The organism is Phytoamicus setariae (assembly GCF_016722925.1).
Lineage (GTDB): Bacteria > Pseudomonadota > Alphaproteobacteria > Rhizobiales > Rhizobiaceae > Rhizobium_E > Rhizobium_E setariae.
The window spans coordinates 384,400-409,223 of record NZ_JAEQNC010000005.1 but is presented as its reverse complement, the minus strand read 5'-3'; the positions used below and the strand labels follow the sequence as shown (position 1 = coordinate 409,223).

At 60.7% G+C, this 24,824-nt stretch carries 22 protein-coding genes; 10 read left to right on the top strand and 12 right to left on the bottom strand.

The annotated features are described in order from the left end of the window. The first annotated feature begins 36 nt into the window (after nucleotides 1-36). Both JJB09_RS11785 and JJB09_RS11780 read left to right on the top strand, forming a co-directional pair. A complete protein-coding gene (locus tag JJB09_RS11785) occupies nucleotides 37-1,047 on the top strand; it encodes a type II secretion system F family protein (protein ID WP_201657869.1) in 1,011 nt (336 codons plus the stop codon). A 16-nt stretch (nucleotides 1,048-1,063) separates the two neighbouring features. Beyond that, nucleotides 1,064-2,044, top strand: coding sequence for a type II secretion system F family protein (locus tag JJB09_RS11780; protein WP_201657866.1), 981 nt, complete (start codon nucleotides 1,064-1,066; stop codon nucleotides 2,042-2,044). A 133-nt stretch (nucleotides 2,045-2,177) separates the two neighbouring features. On the opposite strand, the gene JJB09_RS11775 is transcribed toward JJB09_RS11780, so the two are convergent. Next, nucleotides 2,178-2,990: a tetratricopeptide repeat protein gene (locus JJB09_RS11775; RefSeq protein ID WP_201657864.1), complete on the bottom strand. Its 813-nt coding sequence runs from the start codon at nucleotides 2,988-2,990 to the stop codon at nucleotides 2,178-2,180. 133 nt (nucleotides 2,991-3,123) lie between these two features. Between JJB09_RS11775 and JJB09_RS11770 the strand changes: the two genes are divergently transcribed. The 6 genes from JJB09_RS11770 (at nucleotide 3,124) to JJB09_RS11745 (ending at nucleotide 8,161) form a co-directional block, all read left to right on the top strand. Next, nucleotides 3,124-4,512, top strand: a complete 1,389-nt coding sequence (locus tag JJB09_RS11770) for a leucyl aminopeptidase family protein (protein ID WP_201657862.1) — start codon at nucleotides 3,124-3,126, stop codon at nucleotides 4,510-4,512. 292 nt (nucleotides 4,513-4,804) lie between these two features. Then, nucleotides 4,805-5,155 carry a MarR family transcriptional regulator gene (locus tag JJB09_RS11765; RefSeq protein ID WP_201657860.1) on the top strand — a complete coding sequence of 117 codons (351 nt, stop codon included), beginning with the start codon at nucleotides 4,805-4,807 and terminating at the stop codon, nucleotides 5,153-5,155. Nucleotides 5,156-5,165: 10 nt separating this feature from the next. Next, the gene (locus tag JJB09_RS11760) at nucleotides 5,166-6,011 is read left to right on the top strand and encodes a C40 family peptidase (protein ID WP_201657858.1); all 846 of its coding nucleotides are present in this window, start codon (nucleotides 5,166-5,168) and stop codon (nucleotides 6,009-6,011) included. Between the two features lie 154 nt (nucleotides 6,012-6,165). Further along, nucleotides 6,166-7,098: a VOC family protein gene (locus JJB09_RS11755; protein ID WP_201657856.1), complete on the top strand. Its 933-nt coding sequence runs from the start codon at nucleotides 6,166-6,168 to the stop codon at nucleotides 7,096-7,098. Between the two features lie 20 nt (nucleotides 7,099-7,118). Further along, complete coding sequence (locus tag JJB09_RS11750; RefSeq protein WP_201657970.1) at nucleotides 7,119-7,721, top strand: alpha/beta hydrolase; 603 nt, start codon at nucleotides 7,119-7,121, stop codon at nucleotides 7,719-7,721. Between the two features lie 182 nt (nucleotides 7,722-7,903). After that, nucleotides 7,904-8,161 carry a hypothetical protein gene (locus JJB09_RS11745; RefSeq protein ID WP_201657854.1) on the top strand — a complete coding sequence of 86 codons (258 nt, stop codon included), beginning with the start codon at nucleotides 7,904-7,906 and terminating at the stop codon, nucleotides 8,159-8,161. Nucleotides 8,162-8,167: 6 nt separating this feature from the next. Here the strand turns inward: JJB09_RS11745 and mce are convergent, their stop codons facing one another. The 5 genes from mce to JJB09_RS11720 are packed head-to-tail and all read right to left on the bottom strand — an operon-like array spanning nucleotide 8,168 to nucleotide 14,569. Next, entirely contained in the window at nucleotides 8,168-8,575 is a 408-nt protein-coding gene (gene mce / locus JJB09_RS11740; RefSeq protein ID WP_201657967.1) for a methylmalonyl-CoA epimerase, read from the bottom strand. Nucleotides 8,576-8,582: 7 nt separating this feature from the next. Next, nucleotides 8,583-10,721 (bottom strand): methylmalonyl-CoA mutase, encoded by a 2,139-nt coding sequence (scpA, locus tag JJB09_RS11735; RefSeq protein ID WP_201657852.1) that lies wholly within the window; start codon nucleotides 10,719-10,721, stop codon nucleotides 8,583-8,585. Further along, complete coding sequence (locus tag JJB09_RS11730; RefSeq protein ID WP_201657849.1) at nucleotides 10,721-12,724, bottom strand: acetyl-CoA carboxylase biotin carboxylase subunit; 2,004 nt, start codon at nucleotides 12,722-12,724, stop codon at nucleotides 10,721-10,723. The genes scpA and JJB09_RS11730 overlap by 1 nt, the downstream gene beginning before the upstream one ends. After that, entirely contained in the window at nucleotides 12,717-13,028 is a 312-nt protein-coding gene (locus JJB09_RS11725) for a hypothetical protein (protein ID WP_246748674.1), read from the bottom strand. The genes JJB09_RS11730 and JJB09_RS11725 overlap by 8 nt, the downstream gene beginning before the upstream one ends. Nucleotides 13,029-13,036: 8 nt before the next feature. Next, nucleotides 13,037-14,569, bottom strand: coding sequence for an acyl-CoA carboxylase subunit beta (locus tag JJB09_RS11720; protein ID WP_201657846.1), 1,533 nt, complete (start codon nucleotides 14,567-14,569; stop codon nucleotides 13,037-13,039). Between the two features lie 145 nt (nucleotides 14,570-14,714). On the opposite strand from JJB09_RS11720, the gene JJB09_RS11715 reads away from it, so the two are divergent. Further along, a complete protein-coding gene (locus JJB09_RS11715) occupies nucleotides 14,715-16,133 on the top strand; it encodes a helix-turn-helix domain-containing protein (protein ID WP_201657843.1) in 1,419 nt (472 codons plus the stop codon). 317 nt (nucleotides 16,134-16,450) lie between these two features. Here JJB09_RS11715 and JJB09_RS11710 read toward each other — a convergent pair whose 3' ends face one another. The 6 genes from JJB09_RS11710 to JJB09_RS11685 form a co-directional block, all read right to left on the bottom strand. Next, nucleotides 16,451-18,835 (bottom strand): aldehyde dehydrogenase family protein, encoded by a 2,385-nt coding sequence (locus JJB09_RS11710; protein ID WP_201657840.1) that lies wholly within the window; start codon nucleotides 18,833-18,835, stop codon nucleotides 16,451-16,453. A 5-nt stretch (nucleotides 18,836-18,840) separates the two neighbouring features. Further along, nucleotides 18,841-19,836, bottom strand: coding sequence for a deoxyribose-phosphate aldolase (gene deoC, locus JJB09_RS11705; protein WP_425523710.1), 996 nt, complete (start codon nucleotides 19,834-19,836; stop codon nucleotides 18,841-18,843). Nucleotides 19,837-19,965: 129 nt separating this feature from the next. Next, nucleotides 19,966-20,697: a DeoR/GlpR family DNA-binding transcription regulator gene (locus JJB09_RS11700; protein ID WP_201657834.1), complete on the bottom strand. Its 732-nt coding sequence runs from the start codon at nucleotides 20,695-20,697 to the stop codon at nucleotides 19,966-19,968. Between the two features lie 109 nt (nucleotides 20,698-20,806). Next, nucleotides 20,807-21,577, bottom strand: a complete 771-nt coding sequence (locus JJB09_RS11695; protein ID WP_201657831.1) for an aldolase/citrate lyase family protein — start codon at nucleotides 21,575-21,577, stop codon at nucleotides 20,807-20,809. 15 nt (nucleotides 21,578-21,592) lie between these two features. Beyond that, nucleotides 21,593-22,804: an NAD(P)/FAD-dependent oxidoreductase gene (locus tag JJB09_RS11690; RefSeq protein ID WP_201657828.1), complete on the bottom strand. Its 1,212-nt coding sequence runs from the start codon at nucleotides 22,802-22,804 to the stop codon at nucleotides 21,593-21,595. An 87-nt stretch (nucleotides 22,805-22,891) separates the two neighbouring features. After that, the gene (locus tag JJB09_RS11685; protein ID WP_201657825.1) at nucleotides 22,892-23,707 is read right to left on the bottom strand and encodes a DeoR/GlpR family DNA-binding transcription regulator; all 816 of its coding nucleotides are present in this window, start codon (nucleotides 23,705-23,707) and stop codon (nucleotides 22,892-22,894) included. Between the two features lie 237 nt (nucleotides 23,708-23,944). On the opposite strand from JJB09_RS11685, the gene JJB09_RS11680 reads away from it, so the two are divergent. Beyond that, nucleotides 23,945-24,820, top strand: a complete 876-nt coding sequence (locus JJB09_RS11680; protein WP_201657822.1) for a choline/ethanolamine kinase family protein — start codon at nucleotides 23,945-23,947, stop codon at nucleotides 24,818-24,820. Nucleotides 24,821-24,824: the final 4 nt, after the last annotated feature.

The window sequence follows — 24,824 nt, the reverse complement described above, 5'->3', positions numbered from 1 at the left end:
AGGTGAGCTGGGGATTTCGGGAATACAGAGGTTAGAATGTTTGGCCTTGATTTTACAGTGATTGCAATTGCCGCCCTCGTCGCCATCGCGGCGGGTGGGGTGAGCTATGGCGTGCTGTTCTCGCGAATAGAGGCGGACAAAAAAACCCAGAACCGTGTCGACAAGATCGGAGCGGCCGAGACCGACCGGATCAAGATCAAGGCTTCGCGCGACCGGGTTGCGGAAATGACCAAGCGGCGCAAGTCCGTGCAGGACTCGCTGAAGGAGCTTGAGAAAAAGCAGGTCGAAGCGAACAAGAAAAAGGCGGCGACGCTGAAGGCGAGAATTTCGCAGGCAGGGCTGAGCTTTACCGAGATGCAGTTCTATTTCGCCTGTGTGGCACTTACAGTCGCCACGGCAGCCTTCACGTTTCTGGCGGGAATGCCTGTCTTTCTCGTTTTGGGCATCGCATTTGTTGTTGGCGTTGGCCTTCCGCGATTCTTCGTCAGCTTCATGTTCAAACGAAGGATGAAGAAATTCATCGAGGAATTGCCGAACGCGCTCGATGTCATGGTGCGCTCGATCAAGTCTGGCCTGCCGCTCAACGATGCGATCCGGCTGATCGCCGGCGAAGCCAAGGAGCCGGTCAAGTCGGAGTTCCGCAGGGTGGTTGAATCCCAGCAGATGGGGTTGTCCGTGCCGGAATCGATCGCCCGCATGACTAACAGCGTGCCTCTTTCCGAAGTCAATTTCTTCGCGATCGTGATCGCCATCCAGGCCCAGGCGGGCGGCAATCTCTCCGAGGCTCTTGGCAATCTCTCGCGCGTGTTGCGTGATCGCAAGAAGATGAAGGCCAAAGTCAATGCACTGTCGATGGAAGCGAAAGCGTCTGCCGCGATTATCGGCGCCTTGCCGTTCATCGTGGCGCTGCTGGTCTATCTCACTTCACCGCAATACATGATGATCCTTTTTACGGATCCTCGAGGTCATCTCATCATGGGCCTATCGGCGGTATGGATGTCGATCGGCATCTTCGTCATGCGCAACATGATCAATTTCGATCTCTGACAAGGAAGGCGTCGCCATGGATCTCGTGAGCACATTGACCGACCCGACCGTCATCGTTGCAGGTCTTGTCGCAATTGCTGTCTTTGCCACTATCTACAGTCTCATCCTCCCCTACTTCGATCAGGGAGGTCTTGAGAAGCGGATGAAGTCCGTGACGACCGAACGCGAGCTGATTCGTGGGCGCGAACGCGCACGCATGAATGCGGAAGCCAGTACGCAACGCTCCAGTCTCCGGCACCAGAACAATTCGTCGATCCGGCAGATTGTCGACAAGCTCAATCTGCGTGAAGCGTTGGTCGATGCAGGAACTGTCGACAAGCTGCGTGCCGCCGGTTACCGGTCGCAGAATGCGCTCAACACCTTCCTTGTTGCGCGCTTTACATTGCCGTTTGTCTTTTGCGCTGCAGCTGCGTTTTACATCTTTTTTCTTGGCTATCTCGGTGACAAGTCATTCATGGTGCGGTTGCTGACGGTGATCGGCGTAGCCTATGTCGGCTTTTATGCGCCGAACATCTTTATCTCCAACAAGGTCGGAAAACGGCAGAAATCGATCCGTCGTGCCTGGCCGGATGCGCTGGATCTGATGCTGATCTGCGTGGAATCGGGCGTATCCATCGAAGCGGCGATCAAGCGCGTATCCGAGGAAATGGCGGAGAACTCTGCGGAACTGGCTGAGGAAATGGTGCTGACCAATGCCGAGTTGTCGTTTCTGCAGGAGCGGCGGGTTGCCTATGAGAACCTCGCCAAGCGAACCCAGCTTGATTCCGTGCAGGCCGTCTCGCAGGCGCTGATCCAAGCGGAGCGCTACGGCACGCCCATCGCACAAGCGTTGCGCGTGCTGGCGCAGGAAAGCCGCGACCAGCGGATGAACGAGGCCGAGAAGAAGGCTGCGGCGCTGCCTCCGAAACTGACGGTTCCGATGATCCTGTTCTTCCTGCCGGTGTTGATCGCCGTCATTCTCGGACCAGCTGGGATCCAGGTTTCGGATCGGTTCTAGACGAGAACCTGCATCAAGACAGATTGCCCGATAGCCCAGCGCCCGCCCCACCAGAAGATGGGGCGGGCGCTGGGCTATTGGCTTCTGCATTGGGAGAGTTGGCGCGAGCCCGCAAAGCGGGCGTTGCCGTCAGTTAGTTTGTGCTTTTTTTGTTGTCGGCGCTGGATAGCTTCTGCCAGGAGTTTTCCTGGGCGAGCATGCCCTTGAGATAGGCCATGTTGGCTTCCGCCTGCTCGGCCGTCAGCTCTTGCCGCGCAATGTTTTCCGCTTCCTGGAACCGGCCCTGCAGGCCTACGACCAGCGCTAGGTTCTGGCGGATGCGGCTATCGGCACCTGGTTGGCCGATTGCTGAGCGCATGTAGGTTTCGGCGGTCTTGAGATCGCGCGTCAGCAAATAGGACATGCCGAGATTGGAGAGGATCGAAGCCTCGTTCGGCTGGATGTCCAGTGCTTCGCGGTAGGCGTTGCGCGCCTCATTGGCGCGGCCGAGCTGATCGAGGATCGCACCTTCTGCGGATTTCAGCCGCCAGTCGGGCCGGTCGGGAGTCTGGGCGCGGGAAATCGTTGAGAGTGCCTGTTCGAGCTGGCCGGCGCCGGCCAGGGACTTGCCATAGGCCGCGAGCACCTCGCGATCGTTGGGGTATCCGATCGCGACTTGTTGCATGACCGCCAGTGACTGGGCGTTCTTGCCGGTCATTCTCAGCAGGGCTGCATAATTGAGGCCAGCGCTCCGATCTTTTGGATTGCTGGCGTAGTCGGCGCCAATCTTGCGGGTGGCGGCAGAGAGTTCGGCGGCATTCATCGCCTCGACCGGCTTGTTCAGGCGTGGAATGGATCCCGTCGTCTCGCGGCTGGCCGTCGAGCAGGACGCGAGCAACAGCGAGGCCGTTAGCATACTGCCGACAAGCGCAGTTCGTGCCAGAGAAATGGTTCCTTCAACCGCCATCGTTGCCGACTCCCGTCCGTTTGGCGGCAAAATCGCCCGATTTGTGCCGCAACCCTCGCTCCAGCAATAATCTGTTAACCCTAACAGAGCGTTAACAGCACGAATCCGAACCGCTTTCCCGACAGGATCCTCTATGGCCCCCTACCAGTTCATCGACCGCCCGACGCCCTTCAACACGAAAGGGGGCAAGACGTTGCCGATTTTTGCGGTCACGCCGGCACACATCGAAACCGGCATGGTGGAGCCGGTCGCTTACGAGTGGGCCAAGAAAGCGGGCTACAAAGGCGATACCGGCTCGTTGCTATTGGTGCCAGGAGAAGACGGACTGCTGGCGGGTGCTCTGTTCGGCCTGGGCAAGAACCCGTCCGATGCGCCCTATCTGACAGGGCGTCTGGCGCGCCTTCTTCCGCAGGGCGACTGGCATGTGGAGACTGCGCCGCTGACCGCCAACCGGATCCTGCTGGGCTATGGGCTCGGCAGCTATCGTTTCGACGTCTACAAATCCGAAGCCGCGCTCGGCCCGACGCTGATGATACCGGCCGATGCCGACGCCGCGCGGATCAAGCGCCTGCTGGCCGGCGTCTTTCTCGCACGCGACCTCATCAACATGCCGGCCAACGACATGGGCCCGGATGCGCTGGAAAACGCCTTCCGCGCGTTGGGCGCACATTACAAGGCCGATGTCAGCGTCATCAGGGGCGAGGCGCTGCTGCAGGAAAATTTCCCGTTGATTCATGCGGTCGGCCGCGCCTCCGAGCAGGCGCCGCGCTTGCTCAAGATGCGTTGGGGCAAGAAGGGGCATCGCAAGGTGACCCTGGTCGGCAAGGGCGTGACATTCGATACGGGTGGGCTCGACATCAAGCCCTCTTCATCCATGGCGCTGATGAAGAAGGACATGGGTGGGGCCGCCAATGTCATGGGCCTGGCGCTGATGATCATGGATGCCAAGCTCAAGATTGATCTGACCGTACTTGTGCCGGTGGCAGAGAACTCGATCTCCGGCAATGCCTTCCGCCCGGGAGACATCTACCGCAGCCGTTCGGGATTGACGGTGCAGATCGACAACACCGACGCCGAGGGACGGCTGATCCTGGCCGATGCGCTGGCGCTGGCTGATGAAGACGAGCCGGATCTCCTGATCGACATGGCCACGCTGACGGGGGCTGCTCGGGTGGCGCTCGGCCCCGACCTGCCGCCGTTCTTCACGGACGACGAGGACCTGGCGCATGCGCTTTCGGAGGCGAGCCTTGAGGTCGACGACCCGCTCTGGCGCCTGCCGCTATACAAAGGTTACGAAAAGGACATCAACGCCAAAATCGCCGATCTGACCAATGCGCCTTCCGGCGGCATGGCGGGCGCGATCACCGCGGCGCTGTTTCTCAAGCGCTTCGTGACCCGCACCAAGAGCTGGGTTCATTTCGATATCTACGGCTGGACGCCCACCGAACGCCCGCATTCCCCCGGTGGCGGTGAGGCGCAGGCGATCCGTGCTATCTTCGATATGCTGGAACGCAAGGGCTGAGCCGCTCGCGACGGACTTGGTCGGAACCCGGCTCCGCTAGTAATTGAACAGGAAGTCAGCCGCGTCCAGTTGGGCGCGGCTGACTTCCTTCAGGATGAGGACGTCTGGCCGAAATCTTGGCCGTATCAAAGCTCCACAGGCCTCCGTCGGGGGCAGTGCGGCACGGCATAGGTGTATCTTTCACATCTACAAAAAATGCTGCCCCGTTAACCCTGCATTGCAGCTTTGGTTGCGGACATGGCGACTTTGCAGGAAAATGGAACGGTGACGAAACGATTGACCGGAGCCGCCTGTGCCTATCGAACTTTCCGCATCGCAGGCTCTGGGCCTATGGCATGCCGTTACGCTCGGTCAGGTGCAGAAGGGCGATGGTGACCTGACCTTGCGCCAGGTGGCGATCCTGTTGCATATCTACCTCGTGCCGCCGCCGCACACGGTGCGCGGGCTCGCTGCAACCCTGAATGTCAGCAAGCCTGTCATTACGCGGGCTCTTGACACGATGGGCGCAATGGGGCTTGTCGATCGTGTCCGCGATGAACGAGATCGCCGAAACGTCATCATTAAGCGGACGGTTGTCGGTGCGCTTTATCTTGAACGTTTCGGCGACCTGATTATTGCCAAGGCGCGAGACCTATCGCAGTGAGGATGCAGTTATGACACTCGAACGTCGACTCAATGCCTTCCGCCCGGACCTTGCCGATGAGAGGCTTGTGGGCCAGGTGCAGGCCGCGCGCTTCGTCGCGGGCAAGCCGGCCGAGATCGTGGTGAATAAAAGTGCGATGCGCATTCAGCCCGATGACGCCTCGGCGCTCGACACGGAGTTGCTGTGGGGCGAGGAAGTCATGGTTTTCGACCGTCGCGACGGTTGGGCATGGGCGCAGTGCAAGCTCGACGGCTATGTCGGTTACATCAAGGAAGATGCACTGGGAGAGTTGCATGCGGACAAGACCCATTGGGTCATTGCGCCGCGCACATTTCTCTATCCGGGCCCCGACATGAAAATTCCGCCGCTCGACACGCTGTCGATGGGTAGCCGACTGACCGTGACCGGAGAAGCAGAGACGCGCGGCACGCGTTATCTCCTCACAGACCGGGGCGCGGTGATTGCTTCCCATCTCGCCGAAATCGGGGTATCCCAGTTCAACGATTATGTCTCCATCGCCGGACGATTGATCGAGACGCCCTATCTCTGGGGCGGGCGTTCAAGCTTCGGGATCGATTGCTCCGGGATCGTGCAGGTTGCGCTGATGATGGTGGGCAAGCATGTGCTGCGCGATGCGGATATGCAGGAAGCCTCGATCGGCACGGAAATCGAGCGATCCGATCTGCAGCGCGGCGACCTGGTGTTCTGGAAGGGCCACGTTGCGATCATGGAAGACAAGAACATGATGATCCACGCCAATGGTTACTCGATGACCGTGGCGCGCGAACGGCTGGCAGGCGCGATCAACCGCATAGCGCCGATCTATGGACAGCCGCGTCTCTATCGCAGACCTTGACGATCGTCTCCCAGAGATAAGCTAAAATCCATTTTTCGTTCAATTTAGTTGAACAATCCGTGCTGACTTGAGGTTCTATCCGAAACGGCGAAGAGCGCGCATATATGTCCTAAGAAAGTGTTTTTGCCTCATTGCAGGCAGAAAGGATCATATCATGCTGAACCAGATCAAGGGCTTGCATCACGTAACTTCCATGGCGGCGGATGCACGGACGAACAATGCATTCTTCACCAAAACGCTCGGCTTGCGCCGGGTCAAGAAAACCGTCAACTTCGACGCGCCTGACGTCTACCACCTCTATTACGGCGACGAGATCGGCACGCCCGGCACGGTCATGACCTATTTCCCGTTCCCCAATATTGGCCAGGGCCGTCCGGGTACCGGCGAGGTGGGTACCACGGTGTTCTCGGTGCCGCAGGGATCGCTCGGCTTCTGGCAGGACCGGTTGGAAAAGCAGGGCGTCACCGGCATCAAAAAGCACGAGACGTTTGGCGAAAAGCGGCTAGAATTTGCCGGTCCTGACGGAGACGGCTTTGCGCTGGTCGAGGTCCGCGACGACGAACGCGAACCCTGGACGGGCAACGGCATTTCCGAAGACCATGGCATTCGCGGTTTTCATTCGGTGGCGATGCGGCTGCGCGATGAGGGCGCGACTACCGAGCTGTTGAAATTCATGGGTTACGAAACGCTCGAATCCAAGGATGGCGTCACGCGTATGATCATGCCTGCTGGCAACGGCGCAGGCCTGATCGACCTGGAAACCATGCCGAACATTTCGCGCGGGCAGCAAGGGGCGGGTTCTGTCCACCACGTGGCGTTTGCAGTCGAAAATCGGGAAAAGCAGTTGGAAGTGCGCAAGGCACTGATGGACACAGGCTATCAGGTGACACCGGTCATCGACCGTGACTACTTCTGGGCGATCTATTTCCGCACGCCCGGCGGCGTGTTGTTCGAAGTGGCGACCAACGAGCCCGGCTTTGATCGCGACGAGGACACCGCGCATTTGGGTGAAGGCCTGATGTTGCCGCAGCAGCACAAGCACCTGGGGCCGATCCTTGCCGAGCATTTGCAGAAGCTGGAGGACTAGGCATGCCCGTGATCGAATGCATGGAAGAGCACGGCTACGTGCATCGGGTTAAGCCCGGTGCACCGGGACAGCCGATCCTGTTCGTATTTCACGGTACGGGCGGCGATGAAAACCAGTTCTATGAGTTCGGCAGCAACCTGCTGCCGAATGCGACAATCGTTTCGCCACGCGGGGATGTTGCTGAATATGGCGCGGCGCGCTTCTTCAAACGGACGGGCGAGGGCGTCTACGACATGGTCGATCTTGCCCGCGCCACCGAAAAGATGGCGGGCTTCGTCAAGGCGCTAGCGGAGGAGTACAAGGCGTCCGAAGTGATCGGGCTCGGCTACTCCAACGGTGCCAACATTCTCGCCAATGTATTGATCGAAACGGGAGACCTGTTCGACCAGGCGGTGTTGATGCACCCGCTGATCCCGTTCCGGCCGAAGGACAATGCCAAGCTTGCCGGCAGGAAATTGCTGATCACCGCGGGCGAGCGCGACCCGATCTGCCCCGCGCCGTTGACGCAGTCGCTTGCCGATTATTTCACCCGGCAGGGCGCTGGCGTGCGCATCGAGTGGCACCCGGGCGGTCATGACCTGCGCCACAGCGAGGTCGAGGCGGTGCAGGCGTTTCTGGGGTAATGGTATGGAGGGCATGCAGTCCTCCCGGCGTGCAGTGGAGCCATCCTCGGGCAGACTAGAGGATAGCTCGTGGATGACGCCTTGCCGAGCTTTCCACTTGGGTCGAGTGGCAAGCCGGCCGGCGACTTGCGCGGGACCCTCGATTTGCTATGGTCCCCGATATTGATTTGGGGATCGACGCAATGACGACGACAGAAGACCGGCCGACCGGCCCCTCGACTTGGCGTATTGTCCTTGCGGCAATCCTCGATTTCTTTACGGCTTTCTTTGTCCTGGGATATGCTGTTGCAACTGTATTCCGCGGTCGTACCGAAGACGGGTTCCGGGTGACAGGTGGGCCGGCGCTACTGCTGTTTGCGTTGATCGTTGCCTATTTTGTCGTCTTCAATCGGTTCCTCGGCGGCACGATCTGGAAGCACATCCTGCGCGCGAAGCGATAAGCGCGTTCACTTCACCTCTTCCAATTCGATCAGCGTCCCGAAGAAATCCTTGGGATGCAGAAAGAGCACCGGATTGCCATGCGCGCCGATCTTCGGATTGCCGTCGCCGAGCACCCGCGCGCCCGCACCCTTGAGATGATCGCGGGCGGCAAGGATATCCGTCACCTCGTAGCAGATGTGATGCATGCCGCCGTCCGGGTTCTTCGTCAGAAATCCCGCGATCGTCGATTTTTCACCCAGAGGCTCCAGCAGTTCGACCTTGGAATTGTCGAACTGCACGAACACCACGGTCACGCCATGTTCCGGCAAGGCCTGCGGCTCGGAGACCGTGGCGCCGAGGCTGCTGCGGTAGCGCTCGACGGCAGCAGCAAGATCCGGCACGGCAAGCGCGATATGGTTGATCCGACCCAGCATTTTTGCCTCACTCATTACGCAGCCGTCCTTCGGCGAGGTCGAGCACGGCACGTGCCGCATCGACCACATTGGTGCCCGGCCCGAACACGGCTGCCACGCCGTGATCCTGCAGGAACTGATAATCCTTGCGCGGGATAACACCGCCGCAGACAACGATGATGTTGTCGGCGCCCTTGGCCTTGAGCTGATCCACCAGTTCCGGCATCAGCGTCTTGTGGCCGGCAGCAAGCGAGGAAACGCCGATGACGTCGACCTTTTCGCCGATGGCCAGATCTGCCGCTTCATCGGGTGTCTGGAACAATGGTCCGGCAATCACCTCGAAACCGATATCGCCGAACGCCGAGGCGATGACCTTGGCGCCGCGATCGTGGCCGTCCTGGCCGAGTTTGGCGACGAGGATTTTCGGTTTCTTGCCTGATTTCTGCACCTGTGCCTTCAGCCGGCCGACCAGCATCTGGTATTCCGGGTCGTTGATGCTGGCAGGGCCGTAAATGTCGGCGACGACCTCTGGCACGGCAGAGTGATCGCCGAAGGTCTCGCGCATCGCGTCCGATATTTCGCCGACCGTGGCGCGGGCGCGCGCGGCCTCGACAGCGGCAGCCAGCAGGTTGCCTTTGCCTGTCATCGCCACTGCCTTCAATGCCTCGATTGCCACGGCCCATTTCTGCGGATCGCGCAGCTGGCGGGTCTTTTCGAGCCGTCTGATCTGCGCCTCGCGCACCGCCTTGTTGTCGATATCGAGTGTCTCGATATCGGCTTCCTCGTTCAGGCGGTACTTGTTGACGCCGACAATGACCTCTTCGCCACGGTCGACCGCAGCCTGGCGGCGGGTGGCCGCTTCCTCGATCAGCCTTTTCGGCAGGCCGGTGTCGATCGCCCTGGTCATGCCGCCAAGCTCTTCGACTTCGTCGATCAGCGCCCAGGCCTTTTCTGCCAGTTCCGAGGTCAGGCTTTCGACATAGTAGGAACCGGCGAGCGGATCGACGACCTTCGTGACGCCGGTCTCGTGCTGCAGGATAAGCTGGGTGTTGCGGGCAATGCGAGCCGAAAACTCGGTGGGCAGCGCAATCGCTTCATCAAACGAGTTGGTGTGCAGCGATTGCGTGCCGCCCAGCGCTGCTGACATCGCCTCGTAGGCGGTGCGGATGATGTTGTTGTAGGGATCCTGCTCGGCAAGCGACACGCCGGATGTCTGGCAATGGGTGCGCAGCATCGAGGACGATGCCTTCTTCGGCTTGAACTCGGCCATGATCCGCGACCACAAGAGCCGGGCCGCCCGCAGCTTGGCCGCTTCCATGAAGAAATTCATGCCGATGGCAAAGAAGAACGACAGGCGGCCGGCGAACTCGTCGACATCGAGCCCCTTGGCGATCGCCGCGCGCACATATTCGCGGCCGTCCGCCAGCGTGAACGCCAGTTCCTGCACCAGCGTCGCACCGGCTTCCTGCATGTGGTAGCCGGAAATCGAGATCGAATTGAACTTCGGCATTTCCTTTGCCGTGAACTCGATGATGTCGGCAATGATCCGCATCGAGGCTTCGGGCGGATAGATATAGGTGTTGCGGACCATGAACTCCTTGAGAATGTCGTTCTGGATGGTGCCGGAGAGGGCTGCTCGCGAAACACCCTGTTCCTCGCCTGCGACAATGAAATTGGCCAGGATAGGAATGACCGCGCCGTTCATGGTCATGGAAACCGACATTTCCTCGAGCGGGATCCTGTCGAACAGGATCTTCATATCCTCGACGCTGTCGATGGCAACGCCCGCCTTGCCGACATCGCCGGTGACGCGCGGATGATCGGAATCGTAGCCGCGATGGGTGGCGAGGTCGAAGGCGACCGACAATCCCTTCTGGCCGGCGGCCAGCGCCTTGCGATAGAAGGCGTTGGATTCCTCCGCCGTCGAGAAACCCGCATATTGGCGGATCGTCCACGGGCGGCCGGCATACATGGTGGCGCGGGGCCCGCGCGTGAACGGCGCAAAACCCGGCAGCGTGCCAAGATGCGCAAGGTTTTCTGTGTCCGCCTCGGTGTAGAGCGGCTTGACATCGATGCCTTCGGGCGTATGCCAGGTCAGCGTGTCTGCCTCGGCCTTGACTTCCCTGGCGGCGAGAGCTTCCCAGTCGGCGATGGTTTTGTCGGACATCACTCGAACTCCATGATCACTTCGTCGACGGCGAGCGACTGGCCCGCAGCCACCTTGACCGATTTTACCACGGCCTTCTTTTCCGCTTTCAACACATTTTCCATCTTCATCGCCTCGACCGTGGCCAGCGATTGGCCGGCCTCTACCATGTCGCCGTCCTTCACCAGCACCTGGGTGATTACGCCGGGCATCGGGCAGAGAAGCTGTTTGGAGGTGTCGGCCGCTTTCTTGATTGGCATGAACTGCGACAGTTCATGAATGCGCGGTGTCATGACCTGTACGACCTGGTCGACGCCGCGCCAACGCAGCCGCCAGCCTGTCGAGGATTTGACGATCTTGATCCCGATGCTCTGCCCGTTGATGGTAAAGCGCCCATGCGGCATGCCCGGCGTCCAGTCCGAGGAAATCCGATGGGTGATGCCGTCCTCGAAGGCGATGTCGAAGCCCTCATTGCTGCGGCTGGCAGCCAGCGGCCAGGAAGATTTGCCGCCGACGGCGACATAGTGGGTACCGAGCTTGCGGGCATGGTTGGCGAGCGTGCCCGAGATCTTTGCCTTGCGGCTCTCGTCGGAAAGCTGGACGAAGGTGGCGATGGTTGCGAGCAGGCGCGACTGGTCGGCATCCGCTTCGACGCCGTGAAAACCCTCCGGCCATTCCTCGGCGATAAAGGCCGTGGTGATGTTGCCGGAATAGAAGCGCGGATGCGCCATCACCGCCGACAGGAACGGCAGGTTGTGGCCGATTCCCTCGACCTCGAAATCGTCGAGCGCATTGGCCATCGCATCGATTGCCTCATGCCGCGTCGGCGCCCAGGTGCAGAGCTTGGCGATCATCGGATCGTAATACATCGAGATCTCGCCGCCTTCATAGACGCCGGTGTCGTTGCGCACGATCGTGCCATCGGGCAGGTGGCCCTCCACAGGCGGCCGGTAGCGCGTCAGCCTGCCGATCGATGGCAGGAAGCTGCGGTAGGGGTCTTCGGCATAGAGGCGGCTTTCGATCGCCCAGCCATTGAGCTTGACGTCGGCCTGGCCGAACTCGAGCTTTTCGCCATCGGCAACCCTGATCATCTGCTCGACAAGGTCAATGCCGGTGATCAGTTCTGTGACCGGATGTTCGACCTGAAGGCGGGTGTTCATTTCCAGGAAGTAGAAGTTCCTTGCTCCATCAACGATGAACTCGACCGTGCCGGCGGAATGATAGCCAACGGCCTTGGCCAGGAGCACGGCCTGTTCGCCCATCGCCTTGCGGGTTGCCTCGTCGAGGAAGGAGGAGGGCGCCTCTTCGACGACCTTCTGGTTGCGGCGCTGGATCGAGCATTCGCGCTCACCGAGATAGAGCACGTTGCCGTGCTTGTCGCCCAGCACCTGGATTTCGATATGACGCGGCTGGTCGACGAATTTTTCGATGAAGATGCGGTCGTCGCCAAACGAGCTTTTGGCTTCGTTCTTGGACGATTGAAAACCCTCGCGCGCTTCCGCCTCGTTCCAGGCGATGCGCATGCCCTTGCCGCCGCCACCGGCGGACGCCTTGATCATCACGGGATAGCCGATCCCCGAGGAAATCTTCACCGCCTCGTCCGCATCGGCAATCAGGCCCATATGGCCCGGCACGGTCGAAACGCCCGCTTCGGCAGCGATCTTCTTCGATGTGATCTTGTCGCCCATCGCCTCGATCGCGCCGACCGGCGGACCGATGAAGATGACGCCTTCCTTCTCCAGCCGTTCGGCAAAGCCGCGATTTTCTGAGAGGAAGCCATAGCCGGGATGGACAGCATCGGCGCCCGTCTGCTTGATCGCATCGATGATCTTGTCGATCACCAGATAGGACTGGGCGGAAGGGGCCGCACCGATATGGATGGCCTCGTCGGCCATTTTCACATGCATGGCGTCGCGGTCAGCATCGGAATAGACGGCGACGGTGGCAATGCCGAGCTTCTTCGCCGAGCGGATGACGCGGCAGGCGATTTCACCGCGATTGGCAATGAGGATCTTCTTAATCATCTTGGTCCTTCTCGCGCCTCGGCGCGAATTTTGATTCATACGGCATCAGCCAGATCGCGGACGCGGTCACCGCGCCGCCGAACAGGAGCGCCATTGGGAAGGCAATAAGCAGGATCGGCAGGATCGGATTTCGTGCATGGGCGATCAACGTGCCGATGCCACCGATATTGAACGCGATGATGAGTGCCGCCGCCGCGCAACCGATAATCACCCCGGCGATGGCGTTGATGCCCATGAATTTGAGCATCTGCCAATGGTCGCGCTTGGCGGCCTCTGGAGTCATTTCAGGTTTGGCGGCGGCCATCTCGGGTCTCACAGAGGCATCGTGTCGTGCTTGCGCCAGTGGCTGTCCTGCTTCTTCGAGCGGAGCATGGCGAAGGCCCGGGCAAGGCGTTTGCGCGAGGAATGCGGCCAGATCACCTCGTCGATGAAGCCGCGTTCGGCCGCGACGAAGGGGTTGGCGAAGCGGTCCTCATATTCCTTTGTGCGGGCGGCGATCTTTTCCGGATCCTTGAGTTCGGAGCGGTAGAGGATCTCGGTGGCGCCCTTGGCGCCCATCACAGCGATTTCAGCCGTCGGCCAAGCATAGTTGACATCGGCACCGATGTGCTTGGAGGCCATGACGTCATAGGCGCCGCCATAGGCCTTGCGGGTGATCAGCGTCACCATCGGCACCGTGGCCTGGCTATAGGCGAACAACAGCTTGGCGCCATGCTTGATGATGCCGCCGTATTCCTGCGATGTTCCCGGCAGGAAGCCCGGCACGTCGACCAGCGTCAGCAGCGGAATGTTGAAGGCATCGCAGAAGCGGACGAACTTTGCGGCCTTGCGCGAGGCATCGATATCGAGGCAGCCGGCTAGCACCATCGGCTGGTTGGCGACGACGCCGACCGTCTGGCCTTCCAGCCGGATGAAGCCGGTGAGGATGTTGCCTGCAAAGGCCTGCGCGATTTCGTGGAATTCGCCTTCATCAGCGATGGCGAGGATCAACTCGCGCATGTCGTAGGGCTTGTTGGCACTGTCAGGGATCAGGCTGTCGAGGCGTGCCTCAAGCCGATCCGGATCGTCGAAGAACGGTCGCACCGGAGCCTGCTCGCGATTGTTGAGCGGCAGGAAATCGAACAGGTCGCGGACTTTCAGCAGCGCTTCGATGTCATTGTCGAAAGCGCCGTCGGCGACCGAGGATTTTGTCGTGTGCGTTTTGGCCCCGCCGAGATCCTCGGCCGTGACGATCTCGTTGGTGACGGTTTTGACGACATCCGGGCCTGTCACGAACATGTAGGAGCTATCGCGCACCATGAAGATGAAGTCGGTCATGGCGGGGGAATAGACCGCGCCGCCGGCGCAGGGGCCCATGATCACCGAGATCTGCGGCACGACGCCAGAGACTTCGGCATTGCGGCGGAAGACCTCGGCGTAACCTGCAAGCGATGCGACGCCTTCCTGAATGCGGGCGCCGCCGGAATCGTTGAGCCCGATCACCGGGGCGCCATTGCGGGCGGCCATATCCATGATCTTGCAGATTTTCTGCGCGTGGGTTTCCGAAAGCGAGCCGCCGAGAACGGTAAAGTCCTGGGAGAAGACATAGACGAGGCGGCCGTTGATCGTGCCCCAGCCGGTCACCACGCCATCGCCCGGCACCTTTGTTTCTGCCATGCCGAAATCGGTTGCGCGGTGGGTGACATACATGTCGTATTCTTCAAACGAGCCCTCGTCGAGCAGCACGTCAAGTCGTTCGCGCGCCGTCAGCTTGCCTTTGGCATGCTGAGTGTCGATGCGGGTCTGGCCGCCGCCAAGGCGCGCCGCGGCGCGCCGGGATTCGAGTTGCTCGAGGATTTCTCGCATTTGTTTCCGCCCATGCAAAACAGCGGCTTTACGGCCGCATCGGATGGTTCAGGTTGTAACCCCGATCACGGGCGAAAAGAACTGTTGAATAGGCGAATGTGTGTTATTTACATAGACGACCAATGAATTTTGCGAAGTTGCGAAGATGGCTATCGGTAAGCTCTATATCGGCCGCAAGGTCCGTGATCTCCGGCAGGAAAACCGCGCCACGCAGGCGCAATTCGCCGAGCGGATCGGCATTTCGATCTCCTACCTCAACCAGATCGAGAACAATCAACGTCCAGTTTCGGCAGCGGTGCTGCTGGCGCTTGCGGAGAAATTCAAGATCGATCTCTCCGAATTGTCAGGCGGCGAGGGTGATCGGCTGATCTCGGCGCTTTCCGAAGCGCTGACGGATCCGCTGTTCGATTCCTATTCGCCGAGCCTGCAAGAACTGAAGCTCGTGGCGCAGAATGCGCCCGGCATTGCGCATGCGTTGATCGCGGCGCACCAGGCCTACCGGCATAATTCCGAACAACTCGCCAGTATCGACGACACGCTTGGACGCGGCGCGGGGCTGACGGAAAATACGCCCTACGAGGAGGTGCGCGACTTCTTTCACTTCGTCGACAACTATATCCATGAACTGGATACGATGGCCGAGAAGCTGGCGGAAGAGATCGGCATCGGCGACAACGATCCGAGTGCTGTGCTGTCCGCCTATCTCGAGCGCCAGCACGGCGTGCGGATCGTTAGAAATGTCAGCGACGACGATATCATCCGCTCTTACGACCATCAGGCGCGCGTCTTGATGCTCAACGCCTATCTGCCGGCACCGACACGCGATTTCCAGATCGCGCTGCAGATTGCCCAGTTGCATGCGGGCGAGCTTGTGGACCAGATCGCCAGCAATGCCGGTTTTCGCACAAGGGAAGCCTATGAGGTCTGCCGCATCGGGCTGCACAATTATTTCGCCGGGGCGCTGATCCTGCCCTATCGTCGATTCATGGATACCGCCCGCGACGTGCGCCATGATCTCGATCTGCTGTCGGCACGATTCGGCGCAAGCCTGGAGCAGGTCTGCCACCGGCTGTCGACATTGCAACGGCCGGGTATGAAGGGGGTGCCGATCTTCTTTGCTCGCCTCGACCGCGCCGGCAACATCACCAAGCGCCACAGCGCCGCCAAGCTGCAGTTTGCCCGCTTCGGCGCGGCCTGTCCGCTGTGGAACGCACATCAGGCCTTCGAGATGCCGGGCCGCATCAACCGCCAGCTCGCCGAAACCCCCGATGGCGCACGCTATCTCTGTCTTTCGATGCAGGTGTCAAAGGGCGGGCGCGGCTTTCGCCAATCCCAGCAGCACCATGCCTTGGCGCTCGGCTGCGAGGTCTCCTATGCCGACAATTTCGTCTATGCCGACGATATGGATCTGGGAAACCGCGCCGCCTTCGACCCGATCGGCATCTCCTGCCGCATCTGCGAGCGAACGAAATGCGCCAGCCGCGCCATGCCGCCGCTCAAGGGCAGGCTGGTGATCGACCATGAGAAGCGGGCCGTGCTGCCTTATGGGCTGAAGGAGAATTGACGGCAATTGCCCTACTGCCCTGCCTGGCATACCAGGAAACTGGCGTTCCTTTGAACAGATGAGTGTACAGCTTGCTCCCTCTTCTCCCCAGCGGGGAGAAGTGCCGAGCTTTGCGAGGCGATGAGGGGAGCGGCAACCGCCGAGCTGGCCCCCTCATCCGACCCTTCGGGCCACCTTCTCCCCGATGGGGAGAAGAGGAGGCTTGCGGCGATGCCCGCGATCTACCTCTCCCCTTGTGGGAGAGGATACGAAGGCCGGGTGAACGCAGTGAACCCCTGGCCGAAGTTGGTGAGGGGTAAGAGGTGAGCCTCTACCCCTCACTCCCCGTAGGGAATCCAGACATTCTTCACGTCCGTAGCCCGACGCAGGAACAGCGGGCCTTCGCCTTGGACGGGATCCATCCAGTCGAACGCCTTGCCATAGTCGGTAAAGACGCGCTTGAGATTGCCGGTCGAAGCCTTTTCTGCCATGGCAGACAGGGCCGGCGAGCCGAAGGCCCAGAGCGCGTCGACATCGTTGTGGCTGGCAAGCGCCTTGCCGAGTTCCACCGCCGAGCCGGTGACGATGTTGAGCACGCCGCCCGGAACGTCTGACGTTTCCAGCACGGTGTAGAAATCCGTGGCCGACAGCGGATAAGGCTCGCTGGGGACGGCAACGACGCGGTTGCCGACCGCGATCAGCGGCGCGACAAGGCTGATGAAGCCGAGCAGCGGCGCTTCCGGCGGGCAGATCACCCCGACGACGCCCTGCGGCTCAGGCAGCGCCAGCGCCACACCGCGCAGCGGTGGTGTGTGGACGAGGCCTTCATATTTGTCGGCCCAGGCGCCATAGGTGAAGAGGCGCGAAATCGACATGTCGACTTCAGCCTTGGATGAGGATGCCGAACGGCCAGTCTGTGCCATGATGCGGGCGGCGAATTCGTCCTCACGGGACGCCAGGTTTTCGGCAATGTAATAGAGGATCTGGGCGCGGTTGTGCGCCGTCGCACCCGCCCAGCTTGAGGCAGCCTGTGCTGCGGCCACCGCGTTGCGGATGTCCTTGCGGTTGCCCTCGCCAACTTCGCCGACGACCTTGCCCTTGGGTGACAGGATCGGACGGGAGTAATTGCCATCGGGCCGTGCCTGCTTGCCGCCGACATAGAGCTTGGCCGTGCGGTCAATCAGCGGTGCGGCGAAATCGCCGGCAGTGGTCTTGAGCTGCGGCGCCGCTATCTCTGCGCGCGGCTTCAAGTTGGCCCAGGCCTTCGGCTTGAGATATTCATAGGCGCCCTCTTTGCCGCCCTCGCGGCCGAAGCCGGATTCCTTTTTGCCGCCGAACCCGGCAGACGCATCGAAGAGATTGGTGGCATTGACCCAGACGACGCCGGCCTGCAGCTTGGCTGCAACATGCAGCGCAAGCCCGATCGTCTCGCTCCAGACCGATGCGGCCAAGCCGTAACGGGTGTGATTGGCGAGCTGTACAGCTTCTTCCGGCGTGCGGAAGGTCATGGACACGGCGACCGGTCCGAAGATTTCCTCGGTGGCGACGATCGAGGTCGGCTGTACATTGGCGAGCAGCGTCGGCTTGTAATAGGAGCCGACCTTGGGCAGTTCGATGTCGCTCTGATAGAGCTCGGCGCCTTCGCTCACACCCTGGTTGACCAACGCCTCGATGCGTTTCAGCTGCACGGGCGCGACGATGGCGCCCATGTCGATCGCCTTGTCCAGCGGATGGCCAACACGCAGCGTCTGCATGCGGCGGCGGAGGCGAGCGTGGAATTTGGGTGCTATACCTTCCTGGACGAGCACCCGGGAACCGGCGCAGCAGACCTGGCCCTGGTTGAACCAGATGGCATCGACCACGCCTTCGACCGCGCCATCGATATCGGCGTCATCGAAGACGATGAAGGGTGATTTGCCGCCGAGTTCGAGCGTCAGCGACTTGCCAGAGCCGGCGGTCTTTTCGCGGATGATGCGACCGACTTCCGTCGAGCCGGTAAAGGCGATCTTGTCGATGCCCGGATGGTCGACAACCAGCGCGCCGGTCTCGCCTTCGCCGGTGATGACGTTGAGAACACCCGGCGGCAGGCCGGCAGCGGCGGCAAGCTCGGCAAACAGCAGCGCCGTCAGCGAGGTGAATTCGGCGGGCTTCAGCACCACCGTGTTGCCGAGCGCCAGAGCAGGTGCGACCTTCCAGGCAAGCATCAGCAGCGGAAAATTCCACGGGATGATCTGGCCGACGACGCCGACGGGATTGTGGTCGGAAAACTCGGTTTCCTGCAGCTGCGCCCAACCGGCATGATGATAGAAGTGGCGGGCGGCGAGCGGGATGTCGATGTCGCGGGTTTCGCGCACCGGCTTGCCGTTGTCGATTGCTTCGACGACGGCGAGCAGGCGGCCGTGCCGCTGGATCATGCGGGCAAGCGCATAGAGGTGGCGGGCGCGCTGGTGGCCGGAAAGCTTGGACCATGGGCCTTGCGCCTTGCGGGCGGCAGCGACAGCCAGATCGACGTCTTCGGCAGAGCCGATGGCAAGGGTCGCCAGTTGCGCGCCGGTGGCCGGCTCATGAGTGACAAAGGTCTTGGCCGACGTCGACGGGCGGAAATCGCCGTTGATGAAATGGCCGAAGGAGGCGCCGTAGCGCTTCAGCCAGTCGCGGGCTTCGGTATCGGCTTCGGGTGCGGGTCCGTATGACATCTGGTCGAAATAGGTTGCTACTGACATGGTCATCATCCAATCGGGTGTCTGGCGAAGGAGGAGTAGGCTCCTGTCACGTGATGCTCGAGCTGGCGCTCGATGTCGGCGAGCAGGCTCGAAGCGCCGATGCGGAAAAGATCCGGCTCCAGCCATTCGCGGCCCAGCTCGTCCTTCATCAGGAACTGGTAGTTCAGCACGTCCTTGGCGGTCGAAATGCCGCCGGCAGGCTTGTACCCAACCTTGAAGCCGGTGCGTTCCTCGTATTCGCGGATCATGCGGATCATGATCAGGGTGACGAGCAGGGTGGCGTTGACGCCTTCCTTGCCGGTCGAGGTCTTGATGAAATCGGCGCCGGCCATCATGCAGACGAGCGAAGCGCGCGCCACGTTGCGCAGCGTCTTGAGGTCGCCGGTCGCCAGGATCGCCTTGACATGGGCCTCGCCGCAGGCGGCGCGATATTCCTGCATTTCCTTGTACAGCGCTTCCCAGTTGCCGGTCAGCACATGCTCGCGGGTGATGACGATATCGATTTCTTTCGCGCCATCGGCGACCGATGCTTCGATCTCCTTCAGCTTGGTCGCATGCGGCGAAAGGCCAGCGGGAAAGCCGGTGGAGACAGCGGCGACCGGAATGCCGGTGCCGTCCAGCGCCTCGACAGCGGTCGAAACAAAGCGGTGATAGACGCAGACTGCGCCGGTGGTGATCCTGCGGTTGCCCATGCCGAGCGCTTCGAGAATGTCGGGGCGAACCGGATTGGCGGCCTTGGCACAGAGACGCTTGACGCGTCCGGCCGTATCGTCGCCGTTCAGCGTCGTCAGGTCGATGCAGGTCAGCGCCTTCAGCAGCCAGGCGGCCTGCGCATCCTTCTTGACCGTGCGGCGGCCGGGTAGCGTCGCCACGCGGCGTTCGCCGGCAGAGAGATTGACCCGTTGGTCCATCACCCAGCCGAGATCGAGCTCCATGCCGGGATTGCGCGGCCAGCCGTGATTGGCGGTGTGCGCTGGGTTGTCGATTGCAGTCTTGTCCACGTCAGCCTCCCGGCCCTGTTCGAGCGGAACAGTGTTTGTTATCATTTTATCAGATTGTTGTTATTTTTGCACCAAAACGGTGATCCGTCAAGCGACATTCTCGTCGTGGACAAAGGCGTCAATGCGGCACTAGCCGAGATCTTCAGGCTGCCAGGCGCCGTCTTCGGTATAGATCGCGTCGAATTCCTCTGTCTTGGCAAAGAAGGCGGGGCGGATGCGGCCGATCTTGCTGGTGTCGAGCACAAGTACCTTTTTACGGGAGACGGCCATGGCCTTGCGCTTTATCTCCGCCTCGTGGAAATGCACGCAGGTTGCGCCGCGCTCTTCGTCCAGTCCCGCCGCCGACAGGAATGCGGTGTTGACGCCCAGTTGATCGAGCAGCTCCAGCGCAAAGGCGCCGGAAAACGAAGCCGAGGCGGGGTGATAGAACCCACCCAGCATGATCAGCCGCATGTTCGGCTTGGCGGCGATTTTTTCGGCGATGTTGAGGGCATAGCAAGCCACCGTCAGTGGCATCGAGTCCGGCAGCATGTCGGCCAGATGCATCAGCGTCGAGCCGCAATCGACGAAAATCGTATCCTCGGCGCGAAGGTGATCCAGCGCATGCGTGCAGGCCTGGCGCTTGGCCTGCGCATGCTTGTCGGACGCGATCGACAGTTCATAGGGCTGTTCGGGCTCGACGGCCTGGGCAGGCATGATGTGCCCGCCAAGGTAGGCGAAGCGGTCAGCCTCGCCGGATATGTCACGGCGGATGGTCATTTCGGAAACGCCCAGCGCCCTGGCTGCGTCCTTGAGGTGAACGACGCCGCGTTCGCCAATCAGCGCCGCAAGTGCATCGAGTCGTTCCGTGCTGCGTGCCATGTCGCGCATCCTCCGGCTGTGACGATAGCCGGAGCATGCAGGGATTTTTGTGAGACGTCAACGAAAAATGTTAACAACATAACAAATCCGTGTGATCGGACAGCGGTGTTCAGGAAAGCTTGTAGCGTGCGTTGAGCTCTTTGAGGCCGCGTGCAAGCACTGCAGCGTCGGAGCCGATGGCGATCATAGTCGCGCCGATTTCCAGATAGCGCTTCACATAGTCGGGATCGCCCATGTAGACGCCGGCGGCCTTGCCATGGGCGCGGATGCGGATGATGGCATCCTCGATCACTGCCTGGACTTCCGGTGCGAACGGGTTGCCGGGAAAGCCCATGTCGGCGGCCAGATCGGAGGGGCCTATGAACACGCAATCGACGCCGTCGGTGGTGGCGATCGCATCGAGCGCTGCCATGCCGGCGCGGCTTTCGATCTGCAGCATCAGGCAGATCTGGCTGTCGGCGGTCGCCATGTAATCGGTGATGTTGCCGAAGTTCGAGGCCCGCGCCCCTGATGCACCGACGCCGCGAATGCCATGCGGCGGATAGCGCACCGCCCGCACCAGCTTCTCGGCCTGCTCGCCGCTTTCGACCATCGGAATCAACAGCGACTGGGCGCCGATATCGAGCAACTGCTTGATGAGATGCGTCTCGCCAACCGGTGGGCGCACCGCAATCGAGGAAGACGATCCTTTCAGGACCTGCAGCTGCGCCATAATCGTCATGATGTCGTTGGGCGCATGTTCGCCATCGATCATCAGCCAGTCAAACCCGGTATATCCCGCAAGTTCGGCGACATAGGGACTGGTCAGCGACAGCCACAGGCCGGTGGTGGCCTGGCCGGCGTTCAGCATAGCCTTCAGGCGGTTTTCGGGAACGGGCATCGGAATACTCCTGGATCAGGAAAGCAGGGTCTTGAGACTCAGGCTGTGGTCGTCCGCCTGCGCCCGCGTCAGGGTCTTTCCACCTTCGAGCAGTCGGCGGCAGATCATGTAGGTTGCGCCGTCATTGAGGCAATCGGCGGCCAGAAACTCGTCGCCACGGAAATAAAAGTGCGATTTGGCGCCTTCGCGCGCGCCGGGCCGGCTGATGACATGGTCATAGCCGATGTTGAGGCCGGCAATCTGCAGCTTGAGATCGAACTGATCGGACCAGAACCACGGCACGGGCTTGTAGGCAACATTGCCTCCCATGATGTTTTCGGCTGCCGCAATGCCCATATCATGGGCATTCTGGACGGATTCGAGCCGGATCATCGTTCCCTTGTAGGGGAAGGAAGCGCAGTCGCCGATCGCATAGATGGAAGGATCGGAGGTTTCGAGCCGGCCGTTGACCACGATGCCGTTCTCGACCACCAGGCCTGCGGCTTCGGCAAGCGCGGTATCCGGAAACACGCCGATGCCGGTGACGACGAAATCGGCAGCGATGAACGAGCCGTCGGACAGTTCCAGACCGATTGCCTTGCCGTTTTCGCCGACGATGCGGGTAATGCTGGCATTTTCGAAAATGCGGACGCCGTGAGACTGGTGCAACGTGCGGACATCGTCTGCGGTTTCCGTACAAGCAACACGCTTGAGAATGCGGTCGGCGGCCTCGACGACGGTCACGGTGACGCCCTTCTTGGCGGCTTCCGAGGCAGCTTCCAGGCCGATATAGCCGCCGCCGATGACCACAAGGCGCGCGCCTTCGGTCATCCGGTCCATCAGCGTCAGAGCGTCCTCCAGATCGCGCATGACGAAGACGTTTTCGAGGTTGCCACCGATTGCTTCTGGCAGGCGCCGGGGCCTGGCCCCAGTCGCCAGCACCAGATTGTCGTAGGTGAGCACCGTGCCATCAGACAGATCGACGGTCTTTGCGAGGCGGTGGATTGTTTTGACGGTCGTGCCGGAGCGAAGCCCGATCTTGTTGGTTTCGTACCAGTCATCGGGCCGCAGCAGGATTTGCTCGAGCGTAACCTTCTTCGACATGAATGCCTTGGAAAGCGGAGGCCGCTGATAGGGCAGGCCGCGGTCGCTGCTGACGACGGCAATCTCCGCATCCGGCGAAAGCTTGCGGAGGTCGGCGGCCAGTGACAGTGCGGCATGGCTGCCGCCGATGATAAGAGTTTTCATAAGCCCCCCGAATTCCCTTCACGAACAAGCCTTCGCTTGAACATGATTTCCGGCTTGTTGGCAAGAAGTGCGTCTTGGCGCGACAGTCTATGTATCGCTTTGCGGCGAGTGTTTGGCGCCGGCGATCGTCAGGGCGATTTCGTTTGCCGTCAGCATGGCGGCGATATCGGCAGGCGGGGCTGCATTGGTGACAAGTCGCGTATAGGTCCGCGGATCGTCGATGATGATCGGTGCGGTATGCCCGAACTTGCCGGCATCCGCGACGACAACGCGCTGCTCGGCCTGTCGCGCCGCTGCGCGCGAAAACTCGGCCTCCTCCATATCCTGCAGCATAAAGCCGTTCTTTGCGTCAATCGCCGTGACCGACAGGATGGCGTAGCGCACATTGAAGCGCCTGACGAAACTGACGGCTTCGATGCCGAATGCTCCGCCATCGTGGGAGCGAAGCGCACCGCCGGCAAAGAACACCCGATTGTTGTTGCGCGCCGCGAGCGCGTTGGCAACCGACAGCGAGTTGGTGACGACGAACAGGTTCTGATGTTTCTGCAATGCGACGGCAATAAAGGCGGTCGTCGATCCGACGTCGAGGAAAAGCGAATCTCCGTTGGCGATCATCGAGGCCACTTCGGCGGCGATCACCCGTTTTGCCTCGGGGTTTTCGTTCATGCGGAAATGCAGCGGCTGCTCGCTTGCATGGCCCTTGAGATGCACGCCCCCATGCACCTTGGTCACCAGCCCGGCCTCCTCCATCAGCTTCAGATTGCGTCTGATGGTTTCCTCGGAAACGTTCAGCCGCTCGGCGAGGAACTGGATGCGGCTCGAGCCACCTGAGAGCCTGAGTTCATCGAGTATTTCCCGTTCTCTATGATTGGCATGCTGGTTCGTTCGTTCGGTTGTTTGCATGCCCCCTCCAGTCGCGGGCTTCAGCAAATGCCTGCCTGCATACGTTTCTAGAATTATTCTAAATACAACAAATTACCAAGAATACGCATCTTTATGTGGTTATTGCTTGACGCGAATTTGGAATTCGGGGAATCTATAGGCCTGATCGTCGAAGCCGCAAGAATAGCTTAATGCAAGCCTTACTTAAAGCTTAACGCCGACAGTTGCATTTGCATCTTTGTGCCGGGGAGGGGTCTGATGAATGCACCGGAAGATCGGATACGCAATCTTGGCATCTGGCAGGGGGCGATTTCGATCGAGCCGCTTTCGGGCGGCATGACAAACCGCAATTATCTGGTGAAGGATCATGCCCGCACCGTCGCCGTGCGTTTCGGCGAGGATATCCCTGTCCACATGATCAACAGGGCAAACGAGCTTGCCGCAAGTCGGGCGGCGCATGCGGCGGGCATCTCGCCTGCCATCCTGCATCATGCGCCGGGAATCCTGGTGATGGAGTATCTGCAGGCGAAAACGCTCACGCCCGCCGACATCGACGATCCGGCCATGCTCGGGCGTATCGTCAAACTGATACGCGCCTGCCACCTCGACATTCCCAAGCATTTCCGCGGTCCGGCCATGATCTTCTGGGTGTTCCAGGTGATCCGCGATTACGCCAACACGCTGAAAGACGGGCAAAGCCCCTATGTGTCTGACCTGCGCTTCCTGCTCGAGAAGACAGAGGCCCTGGAAGCGGCGGCTGGGCCGTTCAGCATCGTTTATGGCCACAACGATCTGCTGGCGGCCAACATTCTCGACGATGGAAAACGGCTGTGGCTGATCGACTGGGATTATGCCGGCTTCAATTCGCCGCTGTTCGATCTCGGCGGCCTCGCCTCGAACAATTCGCTTGGCGAAGACCGGGAGATTTCGCTGCTGGAAGCCTATTTCGAGGTGCCGGTCAACGACGCGCTCTGGCGGCGTTATCAGGCAATGAAATGCGCCTCGCTGCTGCGCGAGACGATGTGGAGCATGGTGTCGGAAATCCATTCGACAATCGGCTTCGACTACAAGAGCTACACGGCTGAAAACCGCTCGCGCTTCGACGGCGCTTGGGCCTCCTTTCAAGAACTTTGAGGAT